The organism is Phycisphaeraceae bacterium, assembly GCA_020639155.1.
GTDB lineage: Bacteria > Planctomycetota > Phycisphaerae > Phycisphaerales > UBA1924 > JACKHF01.
Window position 1 is genome coordinate 2,338,705 of sequence record JACKHF010000001.1, and the last position, 22,086, is coordinate 2,360,790.

The 22,086-nt window shown below is 57.1% G+C and carries 19 protein-coding genes; 6 read left to right on the forward strand and 13 right to left on the reverse strand.

Annotated features, from left to right (window positions below; translation table 11 throughout):
• Window positions 1–15: 15 nt before the first annotated feature.
• From H6815_09845 to dnaG, 4 genes are all read right to left on the reverse strand, one after another.
• On the reverse strand, window positions 16–1,200 hold the full coding sequence (locus tag H6815_09845; GenBank protein MCB9860739.1) for a 3-dehydroquinate synthase: 1,185 nt from the start codon (window positions 1,198–1,200) through the stop codon (window positions 16–18).
• Entirely contained in the window at window positions 1,193–1,657 is a 465-nt protein-coding gene (gene rsfS, locus H6815_09850; GenBank protein MCB9860740.1) for a ribosome silencing factor, read from the reverse strand. The genes H6815_09845 and rsfS overlap by 8 nt, the downstream gene beginning before the upstream one ends.
• A gap of 98 nt (window positions 1,658–1,755) precedes the next feature.
• Window positions 1,756–3,570, reverse strand: a complete 1,815-nt coding sequence (locus H6815_09855; protein ID MCB9860741.1) for a sigma-70 family RNA polymerase sigma factor — start codon at window positions 3,568–3,570, stop codon at window positions 1,756–1,758.
• Between the two features lie 77 nt (window positions 3,571–3,647).
• Window positions 3,648–5,516, reverse strand: coding sequence for a DNA primase (dnaG, locus tag H6815_09860; GenBank protein MCB9860742.1), 1,869 nt, complete (start codon window positions 5,514–5,516; stop codon window positions 3,648–3,650).
• A gap of 269 nt (window positions 5,517–5,785) precedes the next feature.
• On the opposite strand from dnaG, the gene H6815_09865 reads away from it, so the two are divergent.
• The 3 genes from H6815_09865 to H6815_09875 are packed head-to-tail and all read left to right on the forward strand — an operon-like array spanning window position 5,786 to window position 7,261.
• Window positions 5,786–6,109 carry an acylphosphatase gene (locus tag H6815_09865; protein ID MCB9860743.1) on the forward strand — a complete coding sequence of 108 codons (324 nt, stop codon included), beginning with the start codon at window positions 5,786–5,788 and terminating at the stop codon, window positions 6,107–6,109.
• Window positions 6,110–6,124: 15 nt separating this feature from the next.
• Window positions 6,125–6,841: an HAD hydrolase-like protein gene (locus H6815_09870; protein ID MCB9860744.1), complete on the forward strand. Its 717-nt coding sequence runs from the start codon at window positions 6,125–6,127 to the stop codon at window positions 6,839–6,841.
• 15 nt (window positions 6,842–6,856) lie between these two features.
• Window positions 6,857–7,261: a hypothetical protein gene (locus H6815_09875; GenBank protein MCB9860745.1), complete on the forward strand. Its 405-nt coding sequence runs from the start codon at window positions 6,857–6,859 to the stop codon at window positions 7,259–7,261.
• A gap of 22 nt (window positions 7,262–7,283) precedes the next feature.
• Here H6815_09875 and H6815_09880 read toward each other — a convergent pair whose 3' ends face one another.
• From H6815_09880 to H6815_09905, 6 genes are all read right to left on the reverse strand, one after another.
• Entirely contained in the window at window positions 7,284–7,430 is a 147-nt protein-coding gene (locus H6815_09880; protein ID MCB9860746.1) for a hypothetical protein, read from the reverse strand.
• Window positions 7,431–7,440: 10 nt separating this feature from the next.
• Complete coding sequence (locus tag H6815_09885; protein MCB9860747.1) at window positions 7,441–9,762, reverse strand: excinuclease ABC subunit UvrB; 2,322 nt, start codon at window positions 9,760–9,762, stop codon at window positions 7,441–7,443.
• Complete coding sequence (locus H6815_09890) at window positions 9,759–10,337, reverse strand: hypothetical protein (GenBank protein ID MCB9860748.1); 579 nt, start codon at window positions 10,335–10,337, stop codon at window positions 9,759–9,761. The genes H6815_09885 and H6815_09890 overlap by 4 nt, the downstream gene beginning before the upstream one ends.
• Window positions 10,334–11,227, reverse strand: a complete 894-nt coding sequence (locus H6815_09895) for a hypothetical protein (GenBank protein ID MCB9860749.1) — start codon at window positions 11,225–11,227, stop codon at window positions 10,334–10,336. Before H6815_09895 ends, H6815_09890 begins: the two co-directional genes overlap by 4 nt.
• A 152-nt stretch (window positions 11,228–11,379) precedes the next feature.
• Window positions 11,380–12,444 (reverse strand): rod shape-determining protein, encoded by a 1,065-nt coding sequence (locus tag H6815_09900; protein MCB9860750.1) that lies wholly within the window; start codon window positions 12,442–12,444, stop codon window positions 11,380–11,382.
• A 248-nt stretch (window positions 12,445–12,692) separates the two neighbouring features.
• A complete protein-coding gene (locus H6815_09905; GenBank protein ID MCB9860751.1) occupies window positions 12,693–13,649 on the reverse strand; it encodes a hypothetical protein in 957 nt (318 codons plus the stop codon).
• Window positions 13,650–13,971: 322 nt separating this feature from the next.
• Here H6815_09905 and H6815_09910 point away from each other — a divergent pair, with 322 nt between their 5' ends.
• Together H6815_09910 and H6815_09915 are read left to right on the forward strand one after the other, a co-directional pair.
• A complete protein-coding gene (locus H6815_09910; protein MCB9860752.1) occupies window positions 13,972–14,760 on the forward strand; it encodes a sigma-70 family RNA polymerase sigma factor in 789 nt (262 codons plus the stop codon).
• Window positions 14,761–14,866: 106 nt separating this feature from the next.
• A complete protein-coding gene (locus H6815_09915; protein ID MCB9860753.1) occupies window positions 14,867–17,242 on the forward strand; it encodes a hypothetical protein in 2,376 nt (791 codons plus the stop codon).
• A gap of 17 nt (window positions 17,243–17,259) precedes the next feature.
• Here the strand turns inward: H6815_09915 and H6815_09920 are convergent, their stop codons facing one another.
• Both H6815_09920 and lpxA read right to left on the reverse strand, forming a co-directional pair.
• Window positions 17,260–17,985, reverse strand: coding sequence for a hypothetical protein (locus tag H6815_09920; protein MCB9860754.1), 726 nt, complete (start codon window positions 17,983–17,985; stop codon window positions 17,260–17,262).
• A 164-nt stretch (window positions 17,986–18,149) separates the two neighbouring features.
• Entirely contained in the window at window positions 18,150–18,989 is an 840-nt protein-coding gene (lpxA, locus tag H6815_09925) for an acyl-ACP--UDP-N-acetylglucosamine O-acyltransferase (protein MCB9860755.1), read from the reverse strand.
• A gap of 96 nt (window positions 18,990–19,085) precedes the next feature.
• Here lpxA and H6815_09930 point away from each other — a divergent pair, with 96 nt between their 5' ends.
• Window positions 19,086–19,985, forward strand: a complete 900-nt coding sequence (locus H6815_09930) for an isocitrate lyase/phosphoenolpyruvate mutase family protein (GenBank protein ID MCB9860756.1) — start codon at window positions 19,086–19,088, stop codon at window positions 19,983–19,985.
• Between the two features lie 95 nt (window positions 19,986–20,080).
• Here the strand turns inward: H6815_09930 and H6815_09935 are convergent, their stop codons facing one another.
• On the reverse strand, window positions 20,081–21,589 hold the full coding sequence (locus tag H6815_09935; protein ID MCB9860757.1) for a flagellin: 1,509 nt from the start codon (window positions 21,587–21,589) through the stop codon (window positions 20,081–20,083).
• Window positions 21,590–22,086 lie beyond the last annotated feature (497 nt).

Below are 22,086 nucleotides of genomic sequence, written 5' to 3' on the forward strand. Positions count from 1 at the left end.
AGGGCAGAAATCGTCTTATCCCGCCTGCCAGGCTGAAAAACCGGCGAGCACAATGCGATCGGGAGGATTGTCGATGATCGTGCAATGCCCGTCACCAGTCGGAAGAACAAGACGGAGCTTGCCAGCACGAACTTTCTTGTCGTGTGTCATTGCTGACACTAGCGAATCTTCACGTGGAAGATGCTGCAGTTGTGTTGGAAGTTGTGCGCGCGCAACACGTGCGCTCGTGTGTTCGAGTGTGTTGTTTGGTGCAATGCCCATTGCTTCAGACGCTGCACTTGCGGCGACAAGCCCGAGCGCAACTGCTTCACCGTGTGTCAATGGTGCATGCGCAGGATGTCCATCCGGAGAAAGCTCTGGATGTGATTCAAGCGCGTGCGCAAATGTGTGACCGAGGTTGAGCACCGCACGCCCAAGCGATGCTCGCTGTGGATCTTCTGTTTCATCTGCTTGCACAACAGATGCCTTGACGGCAACATTGCGTGCGATGAACTCCGGAAGGATGTCGGGATCACGTGTGAGTACTCGGTCAAGTGAGCTGTCTGTGTACTGAATAAGACTCTCGTGTCCCCAATCAGCACAGAGCATCGTGTGTTTTATGCACTCGGCAATGCCGCTCCGGAAAGCACGGTCCGGGAGCGATGCGAGCGTGTTTGTGTCTGCTAACACAGCGACAGGCTGGCTAAATGCGCCGACCATGTTCTTGTAGAGTGATCCTTCGACGGTCAGGTTGACAGCGGTCTTACCGCCGACCGAAGCGTCGACCATTGCGAGCAGTGTGGTGGGGCACTGAAGAACGGGTGTGCCCCTGTGATGGAGTGCTGCTGCAAGTCCAGCAACATCACCTGTAATACCACCGCCCAGCGCGATGACAGGATCCCCGCGTTCAAGCTTTGCGCGGGACATCGCAACAAGAATCGCTTCAAGCGACTGGAACGACTTTGCCTGCTCTGTCGGCGTCAGCGTGTGAAGAACCGGTTCGATGGAAACTTCACGGAGCGATTCCATCGCGGTGGAGACGATGTCCTTGGGCAAGCCGGCATCCGCAACGACAATCGACGTGCGCGTTGGGAGTGGGCACAACTCCTCTGTGACGGTGCCGAGTGATGAGAGTGTGTTCGGGCCGATACTGACGGTGTATGTTCCCGCTCGGGTTGTCACTGGCACACGATGCGCTGCGTTGGAAGCTTGCTTACTCATTGGAATCGGTATCGGCCTTTGTTTCGCGCTTCCATTCGACACGCTTGCCATCGCCCCACAGCATCTCAAGGTCGTAAAGCGCCCGGGCATTCGCCTCGAACACATGGACCATCACCTGGAGGTAGTCGGCGAGCAGCCAGTCCGCACTGGTGTCCTTTGCGGGGTCGAACGGGTGATAGCCGCAGTCCTTTGCCGCACTTTCCACATCGGCGAGCGCTGATCGCATCTGGCGGTCTGATGTTCCCGTCCCTATCACGATGTAGTCTGTGACCGGGTTTTTTCCGCTCACATCGAGCACAAGGATGTCATCACACCTGGCATCCTTCAATGCGCGTGCGGCAGCAATCGCAAATGTCTTAGCATCGGTGTCCCGGCCTTGCTTTGTTTGATGTAACGCTTCAGCGCGGGCATCATCATGATGGGGAACAGGATCGGGCTGTGTGTTGTTGTGCTGCATCAGTTGGTGTGTCCTTGGATTTCATCAGACTGTAGGAAAACGATGGCACGCGTCCATAATCAGCGTGGAAAATAGGGAAAACGGATCATGTGATTGCATTACTCTGCTGCGTTGGACTGGCGGATATCGCCGTCGATAAATCCGTCGAGTTTGCGTGATCGCACAGGGTGCTGGAGCTTGCGGATTGCCTTCTGCTCGACCTGACGCACACGTTCTCGTGTGACCTTAAAGATGCGCCCGACCTCTTCGAGTGTGTAGGTGTAGCCGTCACCAATGCCATAGCGGAGCTTGATAATCTCACGCTCGCGATAGGTGAGTGTTTTCAGAACAGCTTCGATGCGATGGCGGAGCATGTCTGCGCCAGCGGTCTCATATGGTTCCTTGCGCTTTGGATCGGGCACGAACTCGCCGAGCGCGTGGTGTTCGCTCTCTCCGACGGGTTTGTCGAGCGAAACAGGATGCTTGCTCGTGCGGATTGCGCGTTTGACATCCTCAAGACTCATGCCCGTGTGTTCGGCAAGATCTTCTGGTGTTGGTTCAATACCAAGCGACTGGGTCAGGTGCTTCTGGGCAATGCGAATCTTCGTAATCGATTCGATCATGTGCATCGGGATGCGGATTGTGCGCGCGTTCTCGGCGATGGAACGGGAGATTGCCTGGCGGATCCACCATGTCGCGTAGGTCGAGAACTTGAACCCCCGCTTGTACTCGAACTTGTCGACCGCGCGCATCAGCCCCGTGTTCCCCTCCTGGATAATGTCGAGGAATGGCATGCCGCGATTGCGGTACTTCTTTGCGATCGAAACAACAAGCCGGAGATTTCCACCCGAGAGATCACGCTTTGCCTGCTCGTACTCCCACATGACAGTGGCCTGCTTTCGCACCTGCTCTGCAAGCTGTTCCGGCTCTGCTGCAACCAGATTGCAGAGGCCGTCGAGTTCCTCGACAAGCACCTCACGGTCGTCCGTATGCTTGTCAGAATCGGAAGCAAGGAGTGCCTTGATGTGCTCCATCTTCGAGTTGATGCTCTTGATCTTGCGCATCATGGGGATGAGCCTGCTGGTGCGAAGTGAGAGTTCCTCAAGCAGCAGGGCAATGCGACGGCGACGTTGCATGATACATGAGGTAACTTCTGCTCGTTGACGAGCGTTCAGCGGCGCCGTACGCAACTGCTCGAAGTCGATGCGGTTCTGTTCAAGCAGGGCAGATACGGTCGGCAGATTTGTCCTCATCCGCTGCATGATTCGTTCGCGAACCTCGTTGTCGACCGCATTGATGCGCAGTGTTCTGTCAAACGGCACCTTTCCGTCGAGCACCTGCTGGAGTATTTCTGCGGCATGTGCTGCGATGAGATCGTTCTCAAGACACCAGCGACGAAGAATAAGACGTGTTGTTTCGATCTTCTTTGCGAGACGGAGTTCCTGATCTCGAGTTAGCAGTGGGATGGTGCCCATCTGCGCGAGATACACCCGCACGGGATCGTCCGAGTTGGATCCGTTTGCATTGCCTGCATCACCCGCGAGTCTGTTGATCTCATTCCTTGAGAGCGATGTTGCATTCAGGGTGGACGCTTCACGCTCTTTCTCAAGTCGTTTGCGATCGAGTGACCGAAGGTGTGTTTCCTCGCTGGTGCGATCGCCCCCTCTGACACGCTGAGCTTTGGTGGTGAGAGAGGCGAATGCGCCATCGCTGGAGTTTGCTGATTGCTTCGATTCTCTATAAATTCGTGCACGGCACTCAAGCTCATCGATCAGTTCGATGCCGTCCTCGTCGAACTGCATTAGCACGCGATCAATACCAGAAGCATCCACCATTTCGTCGGGCAACACCTCGATCAGTTCCTCGAAACTCAGCCAACCTCGTGTGGCTCCAGCAGAGCAGAGGTCGAGCAGTGCGGGGTGGAAAATATGCATCTGTCTACCTCCTCTCTGTAAAATGGTGCGTGAAACTGAACGGAACGAATCGTAAGTCTATGTGTCAATGGACGGTGTTATCCGCTTGAGCCCGGACTTCGCGGCAATCGGGTTCGATCGGCATCGGTACTCGTGTGCCTCTGCTTCGCCCGTGCAAGTCTCTCGGCAAGCGATTCTGCTACTGTCTGTTTTACTTCTGCTCGGCCCGTGATATCGATCTGGCGGATGCGGTCCATGCAGTCATGCCACATGTGCTGGAGCTTGCCGACATCCTCGTTTGTCTCACGATCGATACGTGCTGCGAGTTGTGTGGCGAACTGTGCAGCGTTTGAGCCTGCAAGCTCACGCAGGACATTGGCGAGCGAGAACGATTCACCCTCTTCGTCGAGCGATCGCATCGCTCGAACGATCTCGCGCATCAGATCGATGTTGTAACGAGATTCATCGAATACGCGGGCAGCATCATCTGATTCATCTCCGAGCGAGGGACGTACCAGCAGCAGGCCGATGGCTCGTTCGTCAGCGCGAAGAGAACCTTCGACGACGCGATGTATCAGCTCCGGATTGATCGCGTGCTCGTGTTCGGAATGGGCAAAGACAGTTGTACGATTGCGCTGTGTCGGTTTGATCCGCGCCAATGCGTCAGCGAGCGTGATGCTGTCGAGTCCTGTTGCGCCGGGAAGCTGGCGCATGATGAACGACTTTCGCACCGGCGACATGTCGTGCAGTCCCAGTTCGACCAGCTTCGCAAGCTCTTCTTCGATTCGTGTTGAGCGACGTGCTGAAGAAAGTGTTTCCAGTTCGGCGCGAAGCCTTGCAAATCTGAACGTCAGCAGGTCCTGCCCATTCTCGATTGCGTTTGCAAAGGCATCGTTTCCGTCTGGCTGCCTGAGCAGTTCATCAGGATCCTTCGCATCGCCGAAGCTGGAGAGCGCGACGATGGACACATCGATTGGCTCGTGGAACAGGACGGAGACCGCCCTGTCCGCTGCGAGCGAACCCGCTTCATCGCCATCAAACAGCAGCACCACACGATCGCACATGCGTCGCAGGATCGCAGCGTGTTCCGAAGTGAACGCGGTACCCAGTGCTGCAATGGCATTGGTGAACCCGGCCTGATGGCACGCGATGGTGTCCGTGTAGCCTTCCGTGATAATCGCGAGATTCTGCTGGCGAATTGTCGAGGATGCCTGTGCGATTCCATAGAGCGTTGCACTCTTGCGGAATACGGGTGATTCCGGCGAGTTGAGATACTTCGGTTCGTCCTCATCGCGGATCTTGCGCGCACCGAATGCGATTGTGCGCCCAAGCTGGTCCGTGATCGGGAACATCACGCGATGGCGGAATGTGTCGTAGTGCCCCGACTCGTGCTGGCGTAGCTTAACTAGTCCAGCCTGGAGGAATGCGTCGAGGCTCCATCGCTTCGATGTGATCGTCGAGACAAGGCCGTCCCAGCGATCGGGGCTGAGCCCGAGTCCGAACTTCTGCACCATGTCGTCGGAAATACTGCGCTGTTCGATGACTTCGCGACCAGCTTTGCCGTGGTCGGCGTGATGGAGCAGGGCAGCAAAGAACTTCTGTGCCTGCTGGTTCGCATCGAACACGTCCGACTTGCGGACACTCGATGCGGACGCTGGCTGTGACCGGGTGTCGACGCGCTGGATCTCAACCCCAGCGATCTCGGCGAGGTGCTCGATCGCTTCCGGGAAGGACATTGAGTGGTAGTCCTGCATGAACTTTGCTGCATCGCCGGCCGCGCCGCAGACGAAGCACTTGTAGATCTGCTTGGCCGGCGAGACGTACATGGACGGATTTCGATCGTCGTGGAACGGGCACAACCCGACCATCTCTCGTCCCTTGGGGCGGAGCTGGACGCTCTGGCCGACGATCTGGACAATGTCCGTCGCGTCGAGTACACGGGCTATGTCGGCACGGTCGTACATCACGAAGCCGATCGGCCATCCCCCTCTAATCCTGTGTTCACGTTACACACCGTACAACGATATGTGCCCCGAGCAGCGCACGAGGACTCCCTCAGCTGGGATTCTGCCACAAACCTGTCATTCGGCAACAGTTTTGACGGATGCTGGCTGCGTCGCGTTCGGGTTATACAGGCTGGGATGGTACGATCGGAGGGACGCGTTTTACGAGCGTCCGATTTGCACCAGCACCGAAACACGCCGGAACGTACGTCCAGATTGGAAACTCTTCGGATATGAGTGAGACACACCCACAATCCGAGTGTCAGCGTGTCGTGGTATTCTACGCGGGCACCGTGCAGGGGGTTGGTTTCCGGGCGACAACGAAACGCATTGCGAAGAACCACGCTGTGACAGGATGGGTCCGAAACGAGGATGACGGCAGGGTGCAGCTCCAAACACAGGGGAACACACAGGCTGTTGATGGGTTTCTCGGTGAGATTGCCAGCACACTCGCGCATCGGATCGAGACGATGACAAAGCAAGCTGCGCCGGTGCAGCAGGACGAATCAGATTTTTCGATCCAGCGTAAGCTGTGGATGCAGAAGTGGTCAAACTGAGAGAGTGGGGGAGTGATGCCAGGGCTTGTACTCTTTGATATTGACGGAACGCTGCTGCTGACAAAGCGTGCTGGCATGGAAGCACTGCGTCAGGCAGGAGTTGATCTTTTCGGCGATCAGTTTACAGACGAGGGTGTGGAGTACGCCGGATGTATCGATGTGCTCATCGTGCGTGCGCTGCTGGAGCGGAATGGAGTCGAGCCGTCGCCCGATCACTGTGCAGCACTTCGTGCGGGGTATCACAAGCACCTTCAGCCGAGACTTGCTGAGTCTGGTCGTGCCTACGCGCTGCCCGGCGCGATCGATCTCGTGCATGCGGTTCGTCAGCACGACGATCTCGTGTGTGGACTATTGACGGGGAACTTTGCCGAAACGGGCACGCTGAAACTCAACGCAGCGGGATACGACGCGGACTGGTTCTCATTGAAGGTGTGGGGTGACGACTCGCCGCACGATCCACCGAGCAGAAACCATCTGCCCGGTGTTGCGATGCAGCGGATGGTCGAGCACGCTGGGGATGGTGTCGATCCGTCGCACTGTGTAATTGTTGGCGATACGCCGCATGACGTGATGTGCGCCAAGGCGCATGGCATGCGATGCGTTGGTGTGGCGACGGGAGGTTCTTCTGTTGCTGATCTTGCTGAAGCTGGTGCTGATATAGTTGTTGAGAGTTTGCAGGAGACGCAGCGATTGCTTTCCGCTTTGCTGTCGCCACAGAGTGCGCAAGTGTAAGAAAGAGAATCATTGATGCCTTTCAGCTTCCTCCTCGCTTCAGGAACTGGGATTCTTCTCTTTGTGCCGATCATGTTCCTGCCGCTGAAGCTGTTTCTTCGCATTGTGTTGCAACATTCGATCGAGCTTGCCGATTCGATCAAAGTCGTGTGTGTCTCCTCCACTGCTGCAGCGGTGCTTCAGGTTCTGCTTGAGCTCATGCTTGCAGCGAACGGGACGACAATCTCAGATCGAGGGATACTGGCTGCTGTCGCCTTTGCGTGCATGCTGATCTCGGGCACTATTGTGGTGGTGCGGACCGAGGGCATCACACTGGGCAAGGGTGTGGCGACCGGAGCGCTGATGGCGTTTGTGTGGGTGGGGGTGCGAGTCGGACTGGTTGGCGAGATTGCAGCGTGGTTCTGGGGGCAGAAGTTCTAATACGGAAGCTGCTGGAGAAGTATCAGGGTGTGGTTTGCTGCGTCGGTGCCTGCTGTTGCTGTGCGCGCTGCAGCATATTCCTGCCCATGAAGTAGATGCCAACAAGGAACAAACCGATCGCAACCCCAAGCAGGTAGATCGATACTCGCTCCCGTGTTTGCTTTGTCATGGGCATTGCGTTATTCCTTTGTGAATGTGTCCCGGCCGGTTCGCTTCTTTTTCTTGCGCTTTGCTTTGGGTCGTGACCCAGCCATGCCAGGCTTGTTCTTTGATTTGCTCTGTGTTGTTGCGTGCTCAGCTTCGGTCCTGCTGACTTTCTTGCCCTGCAACCTGCCGGAGGTGATCCCCTTGCGCAGCGTCTGGGCCTGATCGCGGAGCGCAGCAGCGCGCTCGAAGTCGAGCTCCTGCGCTGCTTCGAGCATTTCCGCTTCCAGTTGCGAGACGAGTTCTGCAGCGTCGTACTGCTCCTCGTCCATCGCGACCGCGTCGCGTGCAGCTTTGCGTGCGCGGAGTTCCATTTCGAGTCCGCGACGGATCGACTTGCGGATGGTCTCTGGCGTGATGTTGTGCTCTTCGTTGTAGGCGAGCTGGATTGCGCGACGACGTTGGGTCTCGTCGATCGCGGCTTGCATCGCGGGTGTCATCTTGTCGGCGTACATGATGACCTTCGCCTCGACGTTGCGCGCAGCACGACCCATCTGCTGGATCAGGCTCGTTGTTGAGCGAAGGAATCCCTCCTTGTCGGCATCCAGGATGCACACGAGCGAGACCTCGGGCAGGTCGAGCCCCTCGCGAAGCAGATTGACACCGACAAGCACGTCGAACTCGCCCGCTCGCAGGTCGGTCAGGATGTCCATGCGCTCGAGTGTTTCGATCTCGGAGTGCAGATAGCGCACGCGCATCCCGTGCTGATCGAGATAGCGCGTCAGATCTTCGCATAACCGCTTGGTGAGTGCGGTGACGAGGACGCGGTCTCCGTTTGCGACGCGCTTCTCGCACTCCTCCATCAGATTCGGCACCTGGTTCTGTGCTGTGCGCACCTCGACCTCCGGATCAAGCAGTCCCGTCGGGCGGATGATCTGCTCGACGATCTCGCCGCTGGTGTGCTCTAGCTCGTACTTGCCCGGTGTTGCGCTGACAAAGAGCACCTGCGGCACGACGGACTCGAACTCCTCGAAGCGGAGCGGTCGGTTGTCGAGCGCGCTGGGCAGTCGGAACCCGTGCTCGACGAGCACACGCTTACGCGCCTGATCGCCGTTGAACATCGCGCGGATCTGCGGGAGTGTGACGTGCGACTCGTCGATGACCAGCAGCCAGTCTCCGAGATTGCATCGTTTCTCATCGTACTGCCGTGCACTATCGAGGTGTTCGTGCGAGTCCTGCGTTGGCCTGAGCGGAACGCCATCCTCGGTTTGCATCGTGACGTGTCGATCAGCTGCGCTCGGTCGATTCGGGTCGGGTGGCGCGTAGTCGAAGTAATCGAGCAGTGTAAAGGGACGTTCACCGGGACGCCGACCATCGAGAAACCGCGAGTAGTTCTCGATTCCCGGGCAGAATCCGAGTTCCGCGATCAGTTCAAGATCGTACTTTGTGCGCGCCTGCAGACGCTGCGCTTCGAGCAGCTTGCCCTCGTTGCGCAGCTCGATGAGTCGGCGATCGAGTTCCTCACGAATGCCGCTCAGCGCAGCTTCCATCTGCTCCTCGGGCATGACATAATGAACCGCTGGGAAGATGAAGACCTGGTTTGCTTCTGAGAGCAGTTCGCCAGACACGGGATTGATAAGCTCGATGCGATCGACCTCGTCACCGAAGGTGTCGATGCGGACAGCGAAGACTTCGGATGCTGGCCATATCTCGATGACATCGCCCCGCACGCGGTACTTCCCTCGCACGAGTTCGATATCGCTGCGCACGTACTGCATGGAGTTGAGCCCCATGAGGAACCCGCGCCGATCAATGAGCGATCCCTTCGTGACGGTGAGCACCTTGTTGTAGTAGGCTTCGGGTGAGCCGAGACCGAAGATGCACGAGACCGACGCAACGACGACGGTGTCGCGTCGCGAGAGGATATTGCTGGTCGCGGCGAGGCGAAGCTGATCGAGATCGTCGTTGCGTGAGGCGTCCTTCTCAATGTAGATGTCGCGCTGGGGGATGTAGGCTTCGGGTTGGTAGTAGTCGTAGTACGACACGAAGTAGTTGACCGAGTTGTCTGGCAGAAACTCGCGGAGTTCCTCGTAGAGCTGGGCAGCGAGTGTCTTGTTGTGGGAGAGGATGAGCGTTGGCTTGTTCAGACGTGCGATGGTGTGCGCCATGGTGAACGTCTTGCCCGTGCCGGTTGCGCCGAGCAGGCACGTGAACTTCTCGCCCGTGCCGAGGCGCTGCGTGAGCGCGTCAATCGCAGCGGGCTGATCACCCGTTGGCTTGAATGGTGCTTTGACCTCGAATGTTGTCGTGTCGGCAGGCACGGTGCATGGTAGGTGGGGGAGTGTTGTGTGAATCAACCGCGGCGCGAGGAACGCGGCCCAAGATTCAGCCCAAGCGTTGGCGCAAGCGGATAGAGGATGTACGCGAGCAGGAACCCGAAGATGCCCGTGTAGAGTGATGCCAGTGCTCTCTGGAACAACTCCGAGAAAGTGTCGAAGTGGATTGGGTCGCCATAGATCCGGTGCATGCTGAAGATTGCAACAACAACGACGTGCATCACGAGTGATGCACACACAGAGAGAAACGCAACGGACAATGGGTTTCTGATGATGAGCATGTCACGCATCGAGATGGCAAGCTGTGCACCCAGTGCCATGCCGAGTGCATAGGGGCCGATCATGACAAATGTGCGTGGCGGCGTGGTGCTCATGGGCATAATGAACGTGAGGTCCATCAGCAGGCCGATGATAAGGCAGGCGATGATGCCAACGCGCGGCTTTGCGCCAAGGCAGATGAACATGCCGAACGGCACAAGGATGCTTGGCGAGAGTCCAGGGCCCGATGCGGGCAGGCGGATCGTGACAACGTCCTTCACACCCAGTTCAAGACCGAGCAGCACCCACACCGCAATGACAAACGCGAGACGGTTCATTCGCCGCCTCCGTTTCCTGATGAGTGCGACGGCATGTCAACGTCGTCGTACGGATCAATGCGCAGGATGACCTCCTGCACAAGATTCAGATCGACGCGAGGCTCGACCGTGATGATCTGTCGCAACGCGGAGTTGGGATCGGACTCGACCTTGATAATTGTGCCGATCTCAAGCATGCGCGAGTGAGCCGGCCATTGGGGGTCAGACAGTCTGACAAGTTCGCCACCGGTTGGCGGTTCCAGATCACCCGGGAGTTCCCACATTTTTCCGCGCAGTGTGCCCGCACCCGTGGGTGTGAGATCGCAGAAGACCGTTGCGCCGTTGTCATAGATGACCGAACCCCGGATGATGCCGGAAGCCTTGTCAGTAATGGGGAGCACCCACGACTGGCGCGGCGATGTCTGCACGACGCGACCAACAAGACGCACACCCCGTTCTGTTGCAACGGACGATTTTTTGACACCAGCGGTCGTGCCGGCGCGAACGCCGAGCAGTTTGCTTGTCAGGTCGCTCGGGCGATGGGTCACTTGCGCCGTAAGCAGTGTCGGCTGGAGTTCGTTGATGCGAACACCCTGCTGGAGATCCTCAACTCGGCGTTCGAGCCGATTGATGTCATCCTTCAACTGTTCAAGGTCGAGCAGTGCCTGATCGCGCTGCTGCTCGAGCGCTGCGCGGGACTCTGGATTGTCGTCGGCCATGACGCGTCGGCGGAGCGGGTTGGTGAGTTTGGTGCCCAGCCACGCTGATGGCGTGACGAGTGCTGCGACGACGTTGTGGATGCCCTGTGTCCATCCCATGAACCTGACTGGGATGAGCGACAGGACCATCAGCACGCTCAGCGCGACGATGATCACTCTGCGTTGTCGCTTTGTCGCGCGGGTTCCGGCCATAACTGCTCGCTACGTCGATTGTTGGGGGCCCAGTGCGTGCGAGCGTACGCCGGGAATCGACAACCACCACCCGCAGACACCACATCGGCTTGCAGCGTGCGCACACATTGGTTGTTTTGTTTGTGAACCGGCAGGATTTCGCGCCTGACCGCTTATTCCTCGTAGCTTTCCAGCGACGGACCCCACGAGTCGAAATGCTCTAGGTAGATGGCGGTTCCTCGTGCGACGCACGTGAGCGGATCGTCGGCGAGCACGCAATCGAGTCCGGTTGCTTCCTGGATGCGTGAGGTGAGACCTCGCAGCAGCCCGCCGCCACCTGCCAAAGTAATCCCGTTCTCAACAAGATCCGCTGCGAGTTCGGGCTCGGCGTGTTCGAGGGTGCGTTTGACTGCATCGGTGATCTGGGTGACCGGTTCTTCGAGGGCTTCGCGCACCTCGCTGCTTGTCACAACGGTCTTTCGCGGAAGGCCGGTAATCATGTCACGACCGCGAACCTCCATCGAGCGTTCTTCCTCGTTTGCTGAAGCGCAACCAATCTCGATCTTGATGCGTTCTGCGGTCTGCTCGCCAATAACGAGGTTGTACGCGCGGCGGAGATGATTCATGATCGCCTCATCCATGTCATCGCCCGCGACACGGATGGATTCGCACGCTGCGATACCAGCAAGCGAGAGAACAGCAACCTCTGTTGTGCCGCCACCGATGTCAACAATCATCGAACCACTGGCGGATGCGATTGGCAGGCCTGCGCCAATTGCAGCTGCGAGCGGCTCGGGGAGTGCAAAGAAGTCCTTGCCGCCAGCGTTTTCAGCTGCTTGTTTCACAGCGCGTTTTTCAACTTCGGTAATGCCTGAAGGAACCGCGATCACAATGCGCGGGCCGAAGATCTTGTTGCCAGTCACTTTTCTGATGAAGTACTGGAGCATTTTCTCAGCGAGTTCGAAGTCGCTAATGACACCGTCTTTGAGTGGGCGCACCGCGGTGATGGTGCCGGGTGTCTTGCCGAGCATCTCCTTGGCAACCCAGCCGACGGCCTGCCCGTTGTTGAGCACCTTGTTGGTGCCCTTGTGGACTGCTACGACACTCGGTTCATTCAGAACAATGCCTTGATCGCGCACGGCGACGAGCGTGTTGCATGTACCGAGGTCGATGCCCATGTCGACAGTCACGATGCGGCGGAACCGATTACGGAGCTTTGATGGAACGAGTTGAGTCATGGAATTGATGTGCTCCGTGAATGAGTCGAACAACGAGGCCCGCCAGCAGGTGTGTTTGCACACCGGTAGGTGATCGGACCATATCCACATAGTATCCGCTTATCAGGCTTGGTCTCGTGAGTTTGGTGGAGCGCAGTTGGCGCGAATTCCACATCTGTCTCGATCAGAGACTGGCGCCACCAAACACAGCACCCGCAGGCTGAAAGCCCGCGGGTGCGTGCTGGTGTCAGCAGTGTGGTATTGGGTGTTCAGTGGTCGCGACGGACGAGGGGAACGAAGTCCTCATCGCAGTCCGCATCCTGATCAGGGGTGATCTCGACGATCTTTGGTTGGATCTCGATTGTGGATGTGCCAAGGTATGCACCGGACCTGATGCCGCTGGATGACTCCAGATCAAGCTTCGCACGGTCTTCGTACCCGAGACGTTCGCGACGATTTGACAGGGCTTCAAGAGCGGCTTCCTGCTTTGCCCGGATGTCTGCCATCTTCGAGTGGAGTTGCTCGATGGAAGCGACCTTGTAACGGCTCTGCTCGTCGATGGTCTTCTCGCGAGCTTCCATCATGTCGATGAGGCGCCCGTTGCGTGCGATGGCATCAATCTGGCTATCAAGCTGCCAGAGCTGGGTCTGGAACTCGGTTCGTTCTGTCTCGAGCTTATCGAGTAGATCGGTCAGGCGTGATTCCTGTTCTGCGAGGAATCCAAGATCGCGATCAAGCTCTGCCGCACGCGTGACGTATGCGTCGCGTGTCTGGCGGATGTGTGTCGCCTTTGCGAGTGCCTGCTCCATGTCCATGCGATCGCCGCCGTGAACGATCTTGACCATGGTGTAGCTCGCCTGCTGCGATATGGTGTCTTCTGCACGCGAGATCAGCTCCGACATGCCTGCAAGATCCTGATCAGCAAGAGCGACGACGCGCTGGCTGATCGCAAGCTCACGTGTCAGCTCGTCCTTCTGGGTGTGCAGTTCTGTCAGATCTGAGCGAACCGCTGCGATGCGCTTGGGATACTCAGACTCGAGTGACTTGAGCTGCTCACGCAGCGCGACAGGATCGCCGACGAAGCGATCAACGGCTGATGACAGGTTATGCTTTGCCTGGTGCAGGATGGCGTGTGTCTTTGCACGCCCAGCAATTGCGACAAATGCAACTGCACCACAAGCACCGATGACTGCTGTCCTGACAACGACTTTTCCAACGCATCCCATGACAATCCTCCTGTTCAATCACGCGCTCAAGTGCGCCAGTGTTGGATTCGTGCTTTCTTCGATGGGCCGAATCAGCGGTGCAACGCTGCACATACGCTGGTCGGTCAGGGTGGTATTGGGGACGTGTCCGGGCGGATTTCAGGTTTTTCAGAAAAAGTTGTACCGGTCGCTGATATTCCGAATCCGGGTCAAACCGGTATCCGGACGCTGAAAGGACCGGATAGCAGGCCAGTCGAGTCGTCAGCCCTGTTTTTGCGTGCGTTTTGGTGTATCTCGACTACCATACAGGTGCTGGTTGCCACGAGCACCGGTAAGGAGAAGCATGCTGAATCCCATGACAACAAGCTTTGTCGATCGGCTTCGTCGCAATGACGAGGCTGCATGGTTTGAGTTGTGGGAGACCTTCGGTCCTGTGCTTCGTGCCCAACTCACAAAGTGGGGGAATGGCAGGATCGGTCGTGAGACCGTGCGAGATCTCTCACAGGAAACCATGGCAGCGCTCTCAAACTCGATCGACAGGTACGATCCGTCCAAGGGTGCTCGTTTTTCGACGTGGCTACTGGCAATTGCCAAGCATGTGCTTGGTGATGAACTCGATAAACGCATGGCCAAGAAGCGTGGTGGAGGTCGGCGTGCTGCCGACTTTGATGAGGCTTGGATGGCATCGTCCAATGTACAGGGAGCCGACGAAAAGTACGAAGCGGCTGTCTTTGGTGCCAAGGTTGAAGCAGCTCTGCGCCTGGTTGAGAAACAGGCCGACTTTATGGACTTTGCGATCTATCGGATGCGTGTACTGGACGGCACGAGTGGGAAGGATGTCGCAGCCAATACCGGGATGTCCGAGCCGACGGTATCGCGCCGGCTTGCCAAGGTCCGTGAAATGGTCCGGGCCCAACTCGCTGAGGTGATTGAGACGTACAGCTTTACCCCGGAGGAGCGTGCCGAGGCTCAGCGAAATGGAATCTCGCTTCTGCCCAATAGGGAGGGTGGAAGCCCGGACGACGCACTGTTCGATGAGGCCATTGCGGAAATGTACCACAAGCACATGGCGATTCGGCATGAGGACCAAAGGGCGTGGACAGACGGACAAGCCAGCAGCAGTTCGGTGTAAGCAAAGTAAAAAGCAACGAACGCTCAGCTTGGCAGGGGACACAACGAACAACGACCACGACCGGATCGTGTGACGTGTTCGGGTTTGGTCCCGATGGAGCGAAACAATGACTGGCTTGCTCTTTGGTATCGTCGGCGTGTTCGGTGCGGTCGTTGTGATCTTTGTTGCGATCTACCTTGCCGCGACACTGATGGGATTCATCTTCGGACTGATCGGCCATGTGTTTGGCATCATTGGTGCCATGATTGCGGATACTTGCCGCGTCATTGGTTCCAGTGTTGTTGTGCTGTGCCTTGTGCCAATGACGGTTGGCTCGATCATCTTCGGACGATGGAGCGCATCATCGCACTTCGGCCGGGCGATTCAGCACGAGGTCATGTCGATGGGCAAGGGGTTGTACCGTGTTGCTATTGGACACCCCGTTCGGCTCTTTGGTGTGCGTTCACTCACCGAAGGACTTGAGCAGCGTTTGCCCGAGATCGTTGCGAAGACACCCGGTGCGGACAAGCCATCACGCAAAACCGGACAGTTTGACGGGTACACAATCACTGCTTCACTTCCGGGTGGTGGTTCTGGTGGAAAGCTGTATATTGCTAAACCTGACACGCTGAAGCTCGCAGCCTTTGAACGTCAGAATGTCCGTGACGTTGATCAGGTGGTGATCAAGAGCTTCTCGCTGAAAGATGGCTCTTCGCTCCCGCAGATCGTCCGCGAAGGTCGAGCGCTCGATGCAGCAAAGCGTCTTGGTCTTGTGCTTGAGCATGAGATGACGGACGAGCGTTTCCATTATGTCATGCGCTATGTGCCGGGCGATTCGCTCAGTGTGATCGGTCAGCGGATGCACTCCTTTGCTGGGAATCGTGGTCTGAACGACGAGCAGCTGCGCGAGTGTCTCGGGTATGGTCTTGATCTTCTCAGCACGTTGCGCCTGTACCATTCTGGTGGTTTGTGGCACAAGGACGTCAAGCCCGACAACGTGATTGTCGACGGGAAGAGCGCGCATCTTGTGGACTTCGGACTCGTGACACCGCTGCATTCTGCGATGACATTAACGACGCACGGCACCGAGTACTTCCGCGATCCCGAGTTGGTGCGCATGGCGCTCAAGGGTGTCAAGGTATCTGAGGTTGATGGTACAAAGTTTGATATCTACGGCGTTGGCGCAGTGCTCTACCAGTTGGTTGAGAACTCATTCCCCGCGCACGGTGGTCTCAGCCAGATCTCGCAGCGCTGCCCGGAGGCTCTCAAGTGGGTCATTCGTCGCGCCATGACGGATTACGACAAGCGGTACACCCATGTTGATCAAATGTACGCCGATCTTCGGGCGATTCGTTCTGCTGAAAATCCGTTCGCAATGAAGCTTGTGGCACTGCCGAGCATGCAGGGTGGCGAGCCGGTTTCGATACCGCCCGATGATGGCGCAGTCCCCGAAGTTGCGCATGTCGAGATTCCTGCTGCGATGGAGCACGCGGCCCATGTTTCGGCTGCTGCACAACGTGGCTCACCCATCCCACCGAAGCGCGATGTTCCGGGCAACCCAAAGAGACCGGTCGGGCGCATCAAGGACCGTATCCACGTCACGAACTGGTGGAAGGGTTCCTATGTTGTGGCTGGAAATGCTGATTCGCGATCACCGAGTAAGGGAAGTGCACATCCAAGGCGCCCACACACTTATGGGCATCCGCTCGGTTTGTCAGCTGCTGATCAGATCAAGTCCGCACGCAAGCGAGCAGCGGAAACGCGTCAGCGAGCGCACGCCCGGAGAGCCGACCGTGGTCGTGCCAAGGCAAATGTGATGTTTGCAACGATGCGCGAAGCGAGGGCAAATCACCGCCAGCAATATGATCGTGGTTCGTCGAAGGGTGGGATTGCAATTGCGCTGATCCTGTTCTTTGGTGTTTGTGCTGCAGCTGTTGGCGGCGCGTTTATGCTGCTTTCAGGGAAGCAGGTTTCGATTGCGTTTGAGCATCCCTTTGATGGGACTGGTTCGTTCATTCAGTTTACCGATGATAACGAAGCTGTAGTGACACTTACTGTACCACACGAAGCTACGGAAACCGTTCATGTATCGGATGCACCGATGTTTCCAACGATTGGCCCATTCTTCCAGGAAACAGCGGGTCGACTTCTTGTGACGTGGGATGATCGTGCGAGTTGGCCGATCGGTGTGATGTCGATGATTGATGGAGCGCTGGATCGTCTTGGCGGTCTGGGGTATGAGATTGTCGGGCGTGGAAGCGACGAGCACACGACGGATGTTCTTGGGCAGCTGCGCCACGCTGTAGGCACGCGTACATGGGGTTCATCAAGTGCGCGCGAAGCCATTAATGACTGGCTGCTTGAGCACGACGAGTACGATGCGGTCATCTGGTTTGATCGTGGCGAAGGACATGAGTTCTCGCCTCGTGTGTGGACTGTTGCAAATGATGAGATGGACAACGATGCCTTCGAGCACATGATGATCGAAGCGTTTGGATCGTAATCTACGCCATCTCTTCTTCAGCCAAACAGAGGTATCTGCTGCGGCATTTCTGATGACTTCGATTTGGTTGCACCCGAAGACACAATGTCAATCCAGGGTGTCTGCTCAAACTGGCTTGTAATGACAATGTTGTGCGGTGGATTGTCTCTGCTGTGTACCTCGCGAGCACGATCTGGTGTGTTGCATTCACGGGAAAGATGAAGCAGGACGGCGGTCGATTTCGGCTTGATGCTGTTCATCGCTTCGCTCGACTGTTCATTTGAGAGATGCCCGGATCCTCCCATGATGCGGTCCTTCAAAAATACCGGGCGTCCCGATGCGCGTTGCATGATGGGGCAGTAGTTTGATTCGAGTGCCATCACATCGACAGCGTAGTTGATATCGACGATGCTGTCGGGCACGCGCCCGAGATCGGTTGCAAACCCGAGTGATGCTTGCCCTGTTCTTGAGCCAGTGAAGTCGAATCGAAATGAGGCAACACCTAGATCGTCATGGGAAGCAAGGACAGCTCGCATTGTCATGTCCGGGAACACGTCGAGACGCTCATCATCACGCGCACTGAACGGTGTGATCGCACGCTTGAGCATTCTGCGGGAGGCTGCGGATCGGGCGTGTGATTTATGCATGTAAATCCGACACCCGGACGGGAGCGCCCGCTGCCACGAAAGTCTGAAGTGGTCGCTGTCGAGATGCGTAACGAAAGCTGCACGGATCTGCGATGGTTTGATACCCATTGCTGCCATGTGCGGCAAGGCGGTCCGGGGTGCGATGCCAAGATCAAGAAGGCAGTAGTCCGCGTGTTCACCTCGACCGATCTGCAGAACCGACAGATTTCCACCCGAACCACTTGCCAGCACACAGAGCCGTGCGGGAACATGCGTGCTCGGATTAGTGCTGCTTTGAGAATTCACTCGTCATAGGCCTCTGTTGCATGGATGCGTGCAGCACGTTCAACATCGGCAGGATTCATGTGTGTTGCAATCGTGCGTTTCGACGTTTTTAGGAACTGAATCCATTCATCAAGCGGCGGGCAGTTGGCGCTTCGCGTACTGAGGATGTCGATAATCTCACCCATGCTGAGGTGCTCGCGGAATGTATCCGAGTATGCCTTGCGGAGCATGGAGATGTGCTCACGATCGAACCCGCTGCGGCGGAGTCCCACAAGATTCAGCCCTGAAATGGTGCTTCGTCCCCATGCAATGCAGAACGGCGGGACGTCGGCAACGGTGACCGAGCCTCCACTGACCATCGCCATGCGCCCAACCCTGCAGAACTGGTGGACAGCAACACCGCCCGACAGGATTGCCTTTTCTGCAATGTGTACGTGTCCTGCAATCATCGTGTTGTTCGTCAGAATAGCGTTGTTATCGATGCGTGAGTCGTGCCCCACGTGAGCGTTCACCATCATGAACACACGATCACCGATGTGTGTGGGTGTGTCGGGATTGGTGGCGGCATGGACCGTTGCGTTCTCACGGAGCACGGTGTGGTTTCCGATCTGCACCCCGGCTGAAACAGACTCGGGTGTGAACTTGAAGTCCTGTGGTGGAAACCCGAGAGTGCATCCGGGGTAGATTGTGCAGTGTTCACCAATCGTGGCAGGACCCCGCATGCTGACGCGTTCGAGCACCGTTGTGCCAGCCCCAATACGGATTGGCCCCTGAAGAATCGAGAACGGGCCAACGGAAACATCGTCTGCAAGTGTGCATGCTGGATCGACAATCGCTGTTGGATGGACATTCGGCATGGGGCGATGGTAGTCGAATTCGAGTGCCGGATGCCAGTCCATACGGGCAACGAAAAACGGGCCGGACAAGCCGTGGTTTGTGGGATAGCATGGCACATGACTACAGGTCGACAGTTTTCACCCGGTGCCCGGCTTCGCTCATTGATGGATGCTGGTTGCGTGATGGCGCCTGGCGCGTTCAATGGGCTTGCTGGACGGGTTATCGCACAGATCGGGTTCGATGCGTGTTATGTGTCTGGTGCAGCCACGAGTGTCTGTGCAGGCGTACCCGATGTGGGCATCCTGACACTCGATCATTTCTCTCGCATTGTGCGTGAGGTTGCCGACGGTTCGGGATTGCCAGTGCTCGCTGATGCCGATACCGGGTTTGGTGAAGAGGAAATGGTTCGCAGGACTGTGGTCGAATACGCGCGTGCTGGTGCTGCGGGATTGCACATCGAGGACCAGGTGTTTCCAAAGCGTTGCGGGCATCTTGATGGGAAGACGCTCATGACACCTGAGCAAGCGTGTTCTCGTATTCAATGGGCTGCGAAAGCCGCTCGCGAATATGGCGACGGATCATTCATTGTGTGTGCGCGAACAGACGCTCGCGGTGTTGACGGGTTTGACGCAGCGGTTGATCGCGCGAAGCGGTATGTTGATGCAGGTGCTTCAATGATCTTCCCCGAGGGGCTTGCGACCGAGGAGGAGTTTTTGAAGTTTGTGCAAGCGCTGCGACCGGGTGACAATGGTCCTTACATGCTCGCAAACATGACCGAGTTTGGCAAGACACCCATCATCCCACACGAGCAGTTTGCAGCGATGGGATACTCGATTGTGATCTATCCTGTAACGACGCTTCGTCTTGCGATGGGTGCGGTCATGCGTGGGCTGAAGTCATTGAAAGACACAGGCTCGGTTGCTGATGTGCTGGACCAGATGCAGACACGCAAAGAACTTTACGAGGCGATCGGCTATACCCCCGGTGAGCCGTGGGAGTTTCCGATCGGTCAGTGATCTCCAGACACACTTTACAAATGATAAACGGGCCCACGTTCGGATCAGAACGTGAGCCCGCGGATTCGGAATCTGAAACTTGTCAGGCGCTAGCCTTAGCCGAGCAGCTGCAGTGCGGACTGCGGCGACTGGTTGGCCAGTGAGAGAATGTTCGTCGCCGAGGAAACCAGGATCTGGCTTCTGGTGAGCGATGCCGTCTCTGACGCGAAGTCTGCGTCGCGGATGGCGCTCTCTGCTGCCTGTGTGTTCTCAGAGGTGATGCTCAAGCTACGCATAGTTGCACCGAGTGTGTTCTTCTGGAACGCACCGATACGGCCGCGGAGGCTTGAGACACGGTCGATCGCCGCGCTGACGATCTTCTGTGCGTCGCCGAGGTTGTTGCCATCGACGAGGTTGAACGACTTGCCTGAGGCGAGGTCGTCGAGGTTGCCGATGTCGGAGTCACCGAGCTTGCGGGACGAGACGTCGCCGAAGCCGAGCGAAACCTTGCCAGCGATGCTGACCTTGCCATCGAGTTGGAAGTCTGCACCGCCGCCTGTGATGGCGAACGCACGTGAGCCCAGAGCACCGGTTGTCTGCGACGCTGTTGCGCTGAGTGTCATGGAGACATTCAGGAAGTCAGAGTTCACAGAGATGGTGCGGCCGTTGGATGTTGCTGCCAGACCGTTGATGGTTGCAGTGATGTTCTGGCCAGCGTCCTTCACCGCGTTGTTCGCTGATGCGTACGTGACCTTGCTGGCTGCGACAGCAATGTTTGTATTATTGCTGCTCATGGTGAAGATGCCACCTGTGGAACCGATGCCACCGTCGTCAACAACCTTGACAGAGACGAACTCGTTTGAGCCGTACTCTTCGCTGACGAGCTTGATACCTGTGCCTGAGACGGTTGCCTTGACACCCGTCACGTCTGTGAAGGTGTTGACTGCTGCAGCAACGTCAGCCAGTGATGTGCCTGAACTGAATGAGAACTCACGTGAGCCCTGTGAGCCAGCAACTTCGATGACAAATGTGCTGCCGGTGCCGAGGTCCAGGTTCGCTGAACCGTTGGACAGGAACATCGCTCCCTGCTGCGCGGATGCACCGATAATAACATCAACATCAAGGGATGCACCTTCGAACTTCGCACCCTTGATCTGGTAGTCGGTCACGCCACCGTTGACGCTCGATGCCGAGTAATCAAGATTGCCGTTCAGCAGCTTGGTGCCCTGGAAGCTGGTGGAACCAGCGATACGGTCGATGGTCTGCAGGATGGAGTCAACCTGGAGCTGATTTGCTTCCTTTTCTGCCTGCGAGAGACCAGCCTTGTTACCAGCTGCTGTCAACAGCCCCTGCATTTCTGTGAGCAGGTTGGAGATTTCCTGCAGACCGCCTTCTGCAATATTCATGACCTGGTCCGCACGCTCAGCGTTGGACACAGCCTGGTTGATCGAACGGATATCTGCACGCAGATTTTCCGAAGCGATCAGACCCGCAGGATCATCCTTACCGCGGTTGATGCGGAGACCTGTGCTCAGACGCTCGAGCGACTTGTTCAGGCCCGTGGTGTTCTGGCCGAGCACGCGCTGCGCGATCAGCGACTGGACATTTGTATTGATACGACTCATTGTTTCAGACTCCTCCGTGATGACCGTGCCCACGTGCGTGTGAGCGTGTGTCCCGAAGCCCTGCTGGGCTTGCTGCAACCATGCAGCTGTGATCCCTGCCCCAGAGGGCGGACGTTGACCCAAGTGCAATCCGTTGCACTCGCTGTCCGACCGAATCGGGCTTTACCAGAGGGAAAAGCAGCGAGGCATTAGGAAAACCTGCGCACTGGGTCCGTCTGTGACGTCTGTGACGGCAGCATGGCTCTGCGTGAAAAAAATTATGTATGGACCTGTTGATATTGGCCCTGCTCAACTGCTGCTCGTAAGTCCTTTGTCGCCATGAGCAGGGGAAGCTGTTGGGATCCGTCGCGGTGCCTGAATCCTGCTACGATGGTTCCACGCTGGGTTTTCAGGCTTGCGTTTGTCGTCCGGTAATCTTGCTCTGCTGCAAGTGGAATGTGTTGCGGCTGAGCTTGGTTTGAGTATCGATGTAGTCGACGCCTGTTCGGCCAGCTTCA

What these genes read in the sequence shown, in the direction of transcription:
- H6815_09920 (MCB9860754.1), bottom strand. Translation starts at nt 17,985, where the DNA reads ATGGCAGCAATGGGTATCAAACCATCGCAGATCCGTGCAGCTTTCGTT.
- lpxA (MCB9860755.1), bottom strand. Translation starts at nt 18,989, where the DNA reads ATGCCGAATGTCCATCCAACAGCGATTGTCGATCCAGCATGCACACTT.
- H6815_09915 (MCB9860753.1), top strand. Translation starts at nt 14,867, where the DNA reads ATGACTGGCTTGCTCTTTGGTATCGTCGGCGTGTTCGGTGCGGTCGTT.
- H6815_09890 (MCB9860748.1), bottom strand. Translation starts at nt 10,337, where the DNA reads ATGAACCGTCTCGCGTTTGTCATTGCGGTGTGGGTGCTGCTCGGTCTT.
- H6815_09855 (MCB9860741.1), bottom strand. Translation starts at nt 3,570, where the DNA reads ATGCATATTTTCCACCCCGCACTGCTCGACCTCTGCTCTGCTGGAGCC.
- H6815_09870 (MCB9860744.1), top strand. Translation starts at nt 6,125, where the DNA reads ATGCCAGGGCTTGTACTCTTTGATATTGACGGAACGCTGCTGCTGACA.
- H6815_09880 (MCB9860746.1), bottom strand. Translation starts at nt 7,430, where the DNA reads ATGACAAAGCAAACACGGGAGCGAGTATCGATCTACCTGCTTGGGGTT.
- rsfS (MCB9860740.1), bottom strand. Translation starts at nt 1,657, where the DNA reads ATGCAGCACAACAACACACAGCCCGATCCTGTTCCCCATCATGATGAT.
- H6815_09930 (MCB9860756.1), top strand. Translation starts at nt 19,086, where the DNA reads ATGACTACAGGTCGACAGTTTTCACCCGGTGCCCGGCTTCGCTCATTG.
- H6815_09910 (MCB9860752.1), top strand. Translation starts at nt 13,972, where the DNA reads ATGCTGAATCCCATGACAACAAGCTTTGTCGATCGGCTTCGTCGCAAT.
- H6815_09905 (MCB9860751.1), bottom strand. Translation starts at nt 13,649, where the DNA reads ATGGGATGCGTTGGAAAAGTCGTTGTCAGGACAGCAGTCATCGGTGCT.
- H6815_09865 (MCB9860743.1), top strand. Translation starts at nt 5,786, where the DNA reads ATGAGTGAGACACACCCACAATCCGAGTGTCAGCGTGTCGTGGTATTC.
- H6815_09895 (MCB9860749.1), bottom strand. Translation starts at nt 11,227, where the DNA reads ATGGCCGGAACCCGCGCGACAAAGCGACAACGCAGAGTGATCATCGTC.
- H6815_09900 (MCB9860750.1), bottom strand. Translation starts at nt 12,444, where the DNA reads ATGACTCAACTCGTTCCATCAAAGCTCCGTAATCGGTTCCGCCGCATC.
- H6815_09845 (MCB9860739.1), bottom strand. Translation starts at nt 1,200, where the DNA reads ATGAGTAAGCAAGCTTCCAACGCAGCGCATCGTGTGCCAGTGACAACC.
- H6815_09935 (MCB9860757.1), bottom strand. Translation starts at nt 21,589, where the DNA reads ATGAGTCGTATCAATACAAATGTCCAGTCGCTGATCGCGCAGCGCGTG.
- H6815_09875 (MCB9860745.1), top strand. Translation starts at nt 6,857, where the DNA reads ATGCCTTTCAGCTTCCTCCTCGCTTCAGGAACTGGGATTCTTCTCTTT.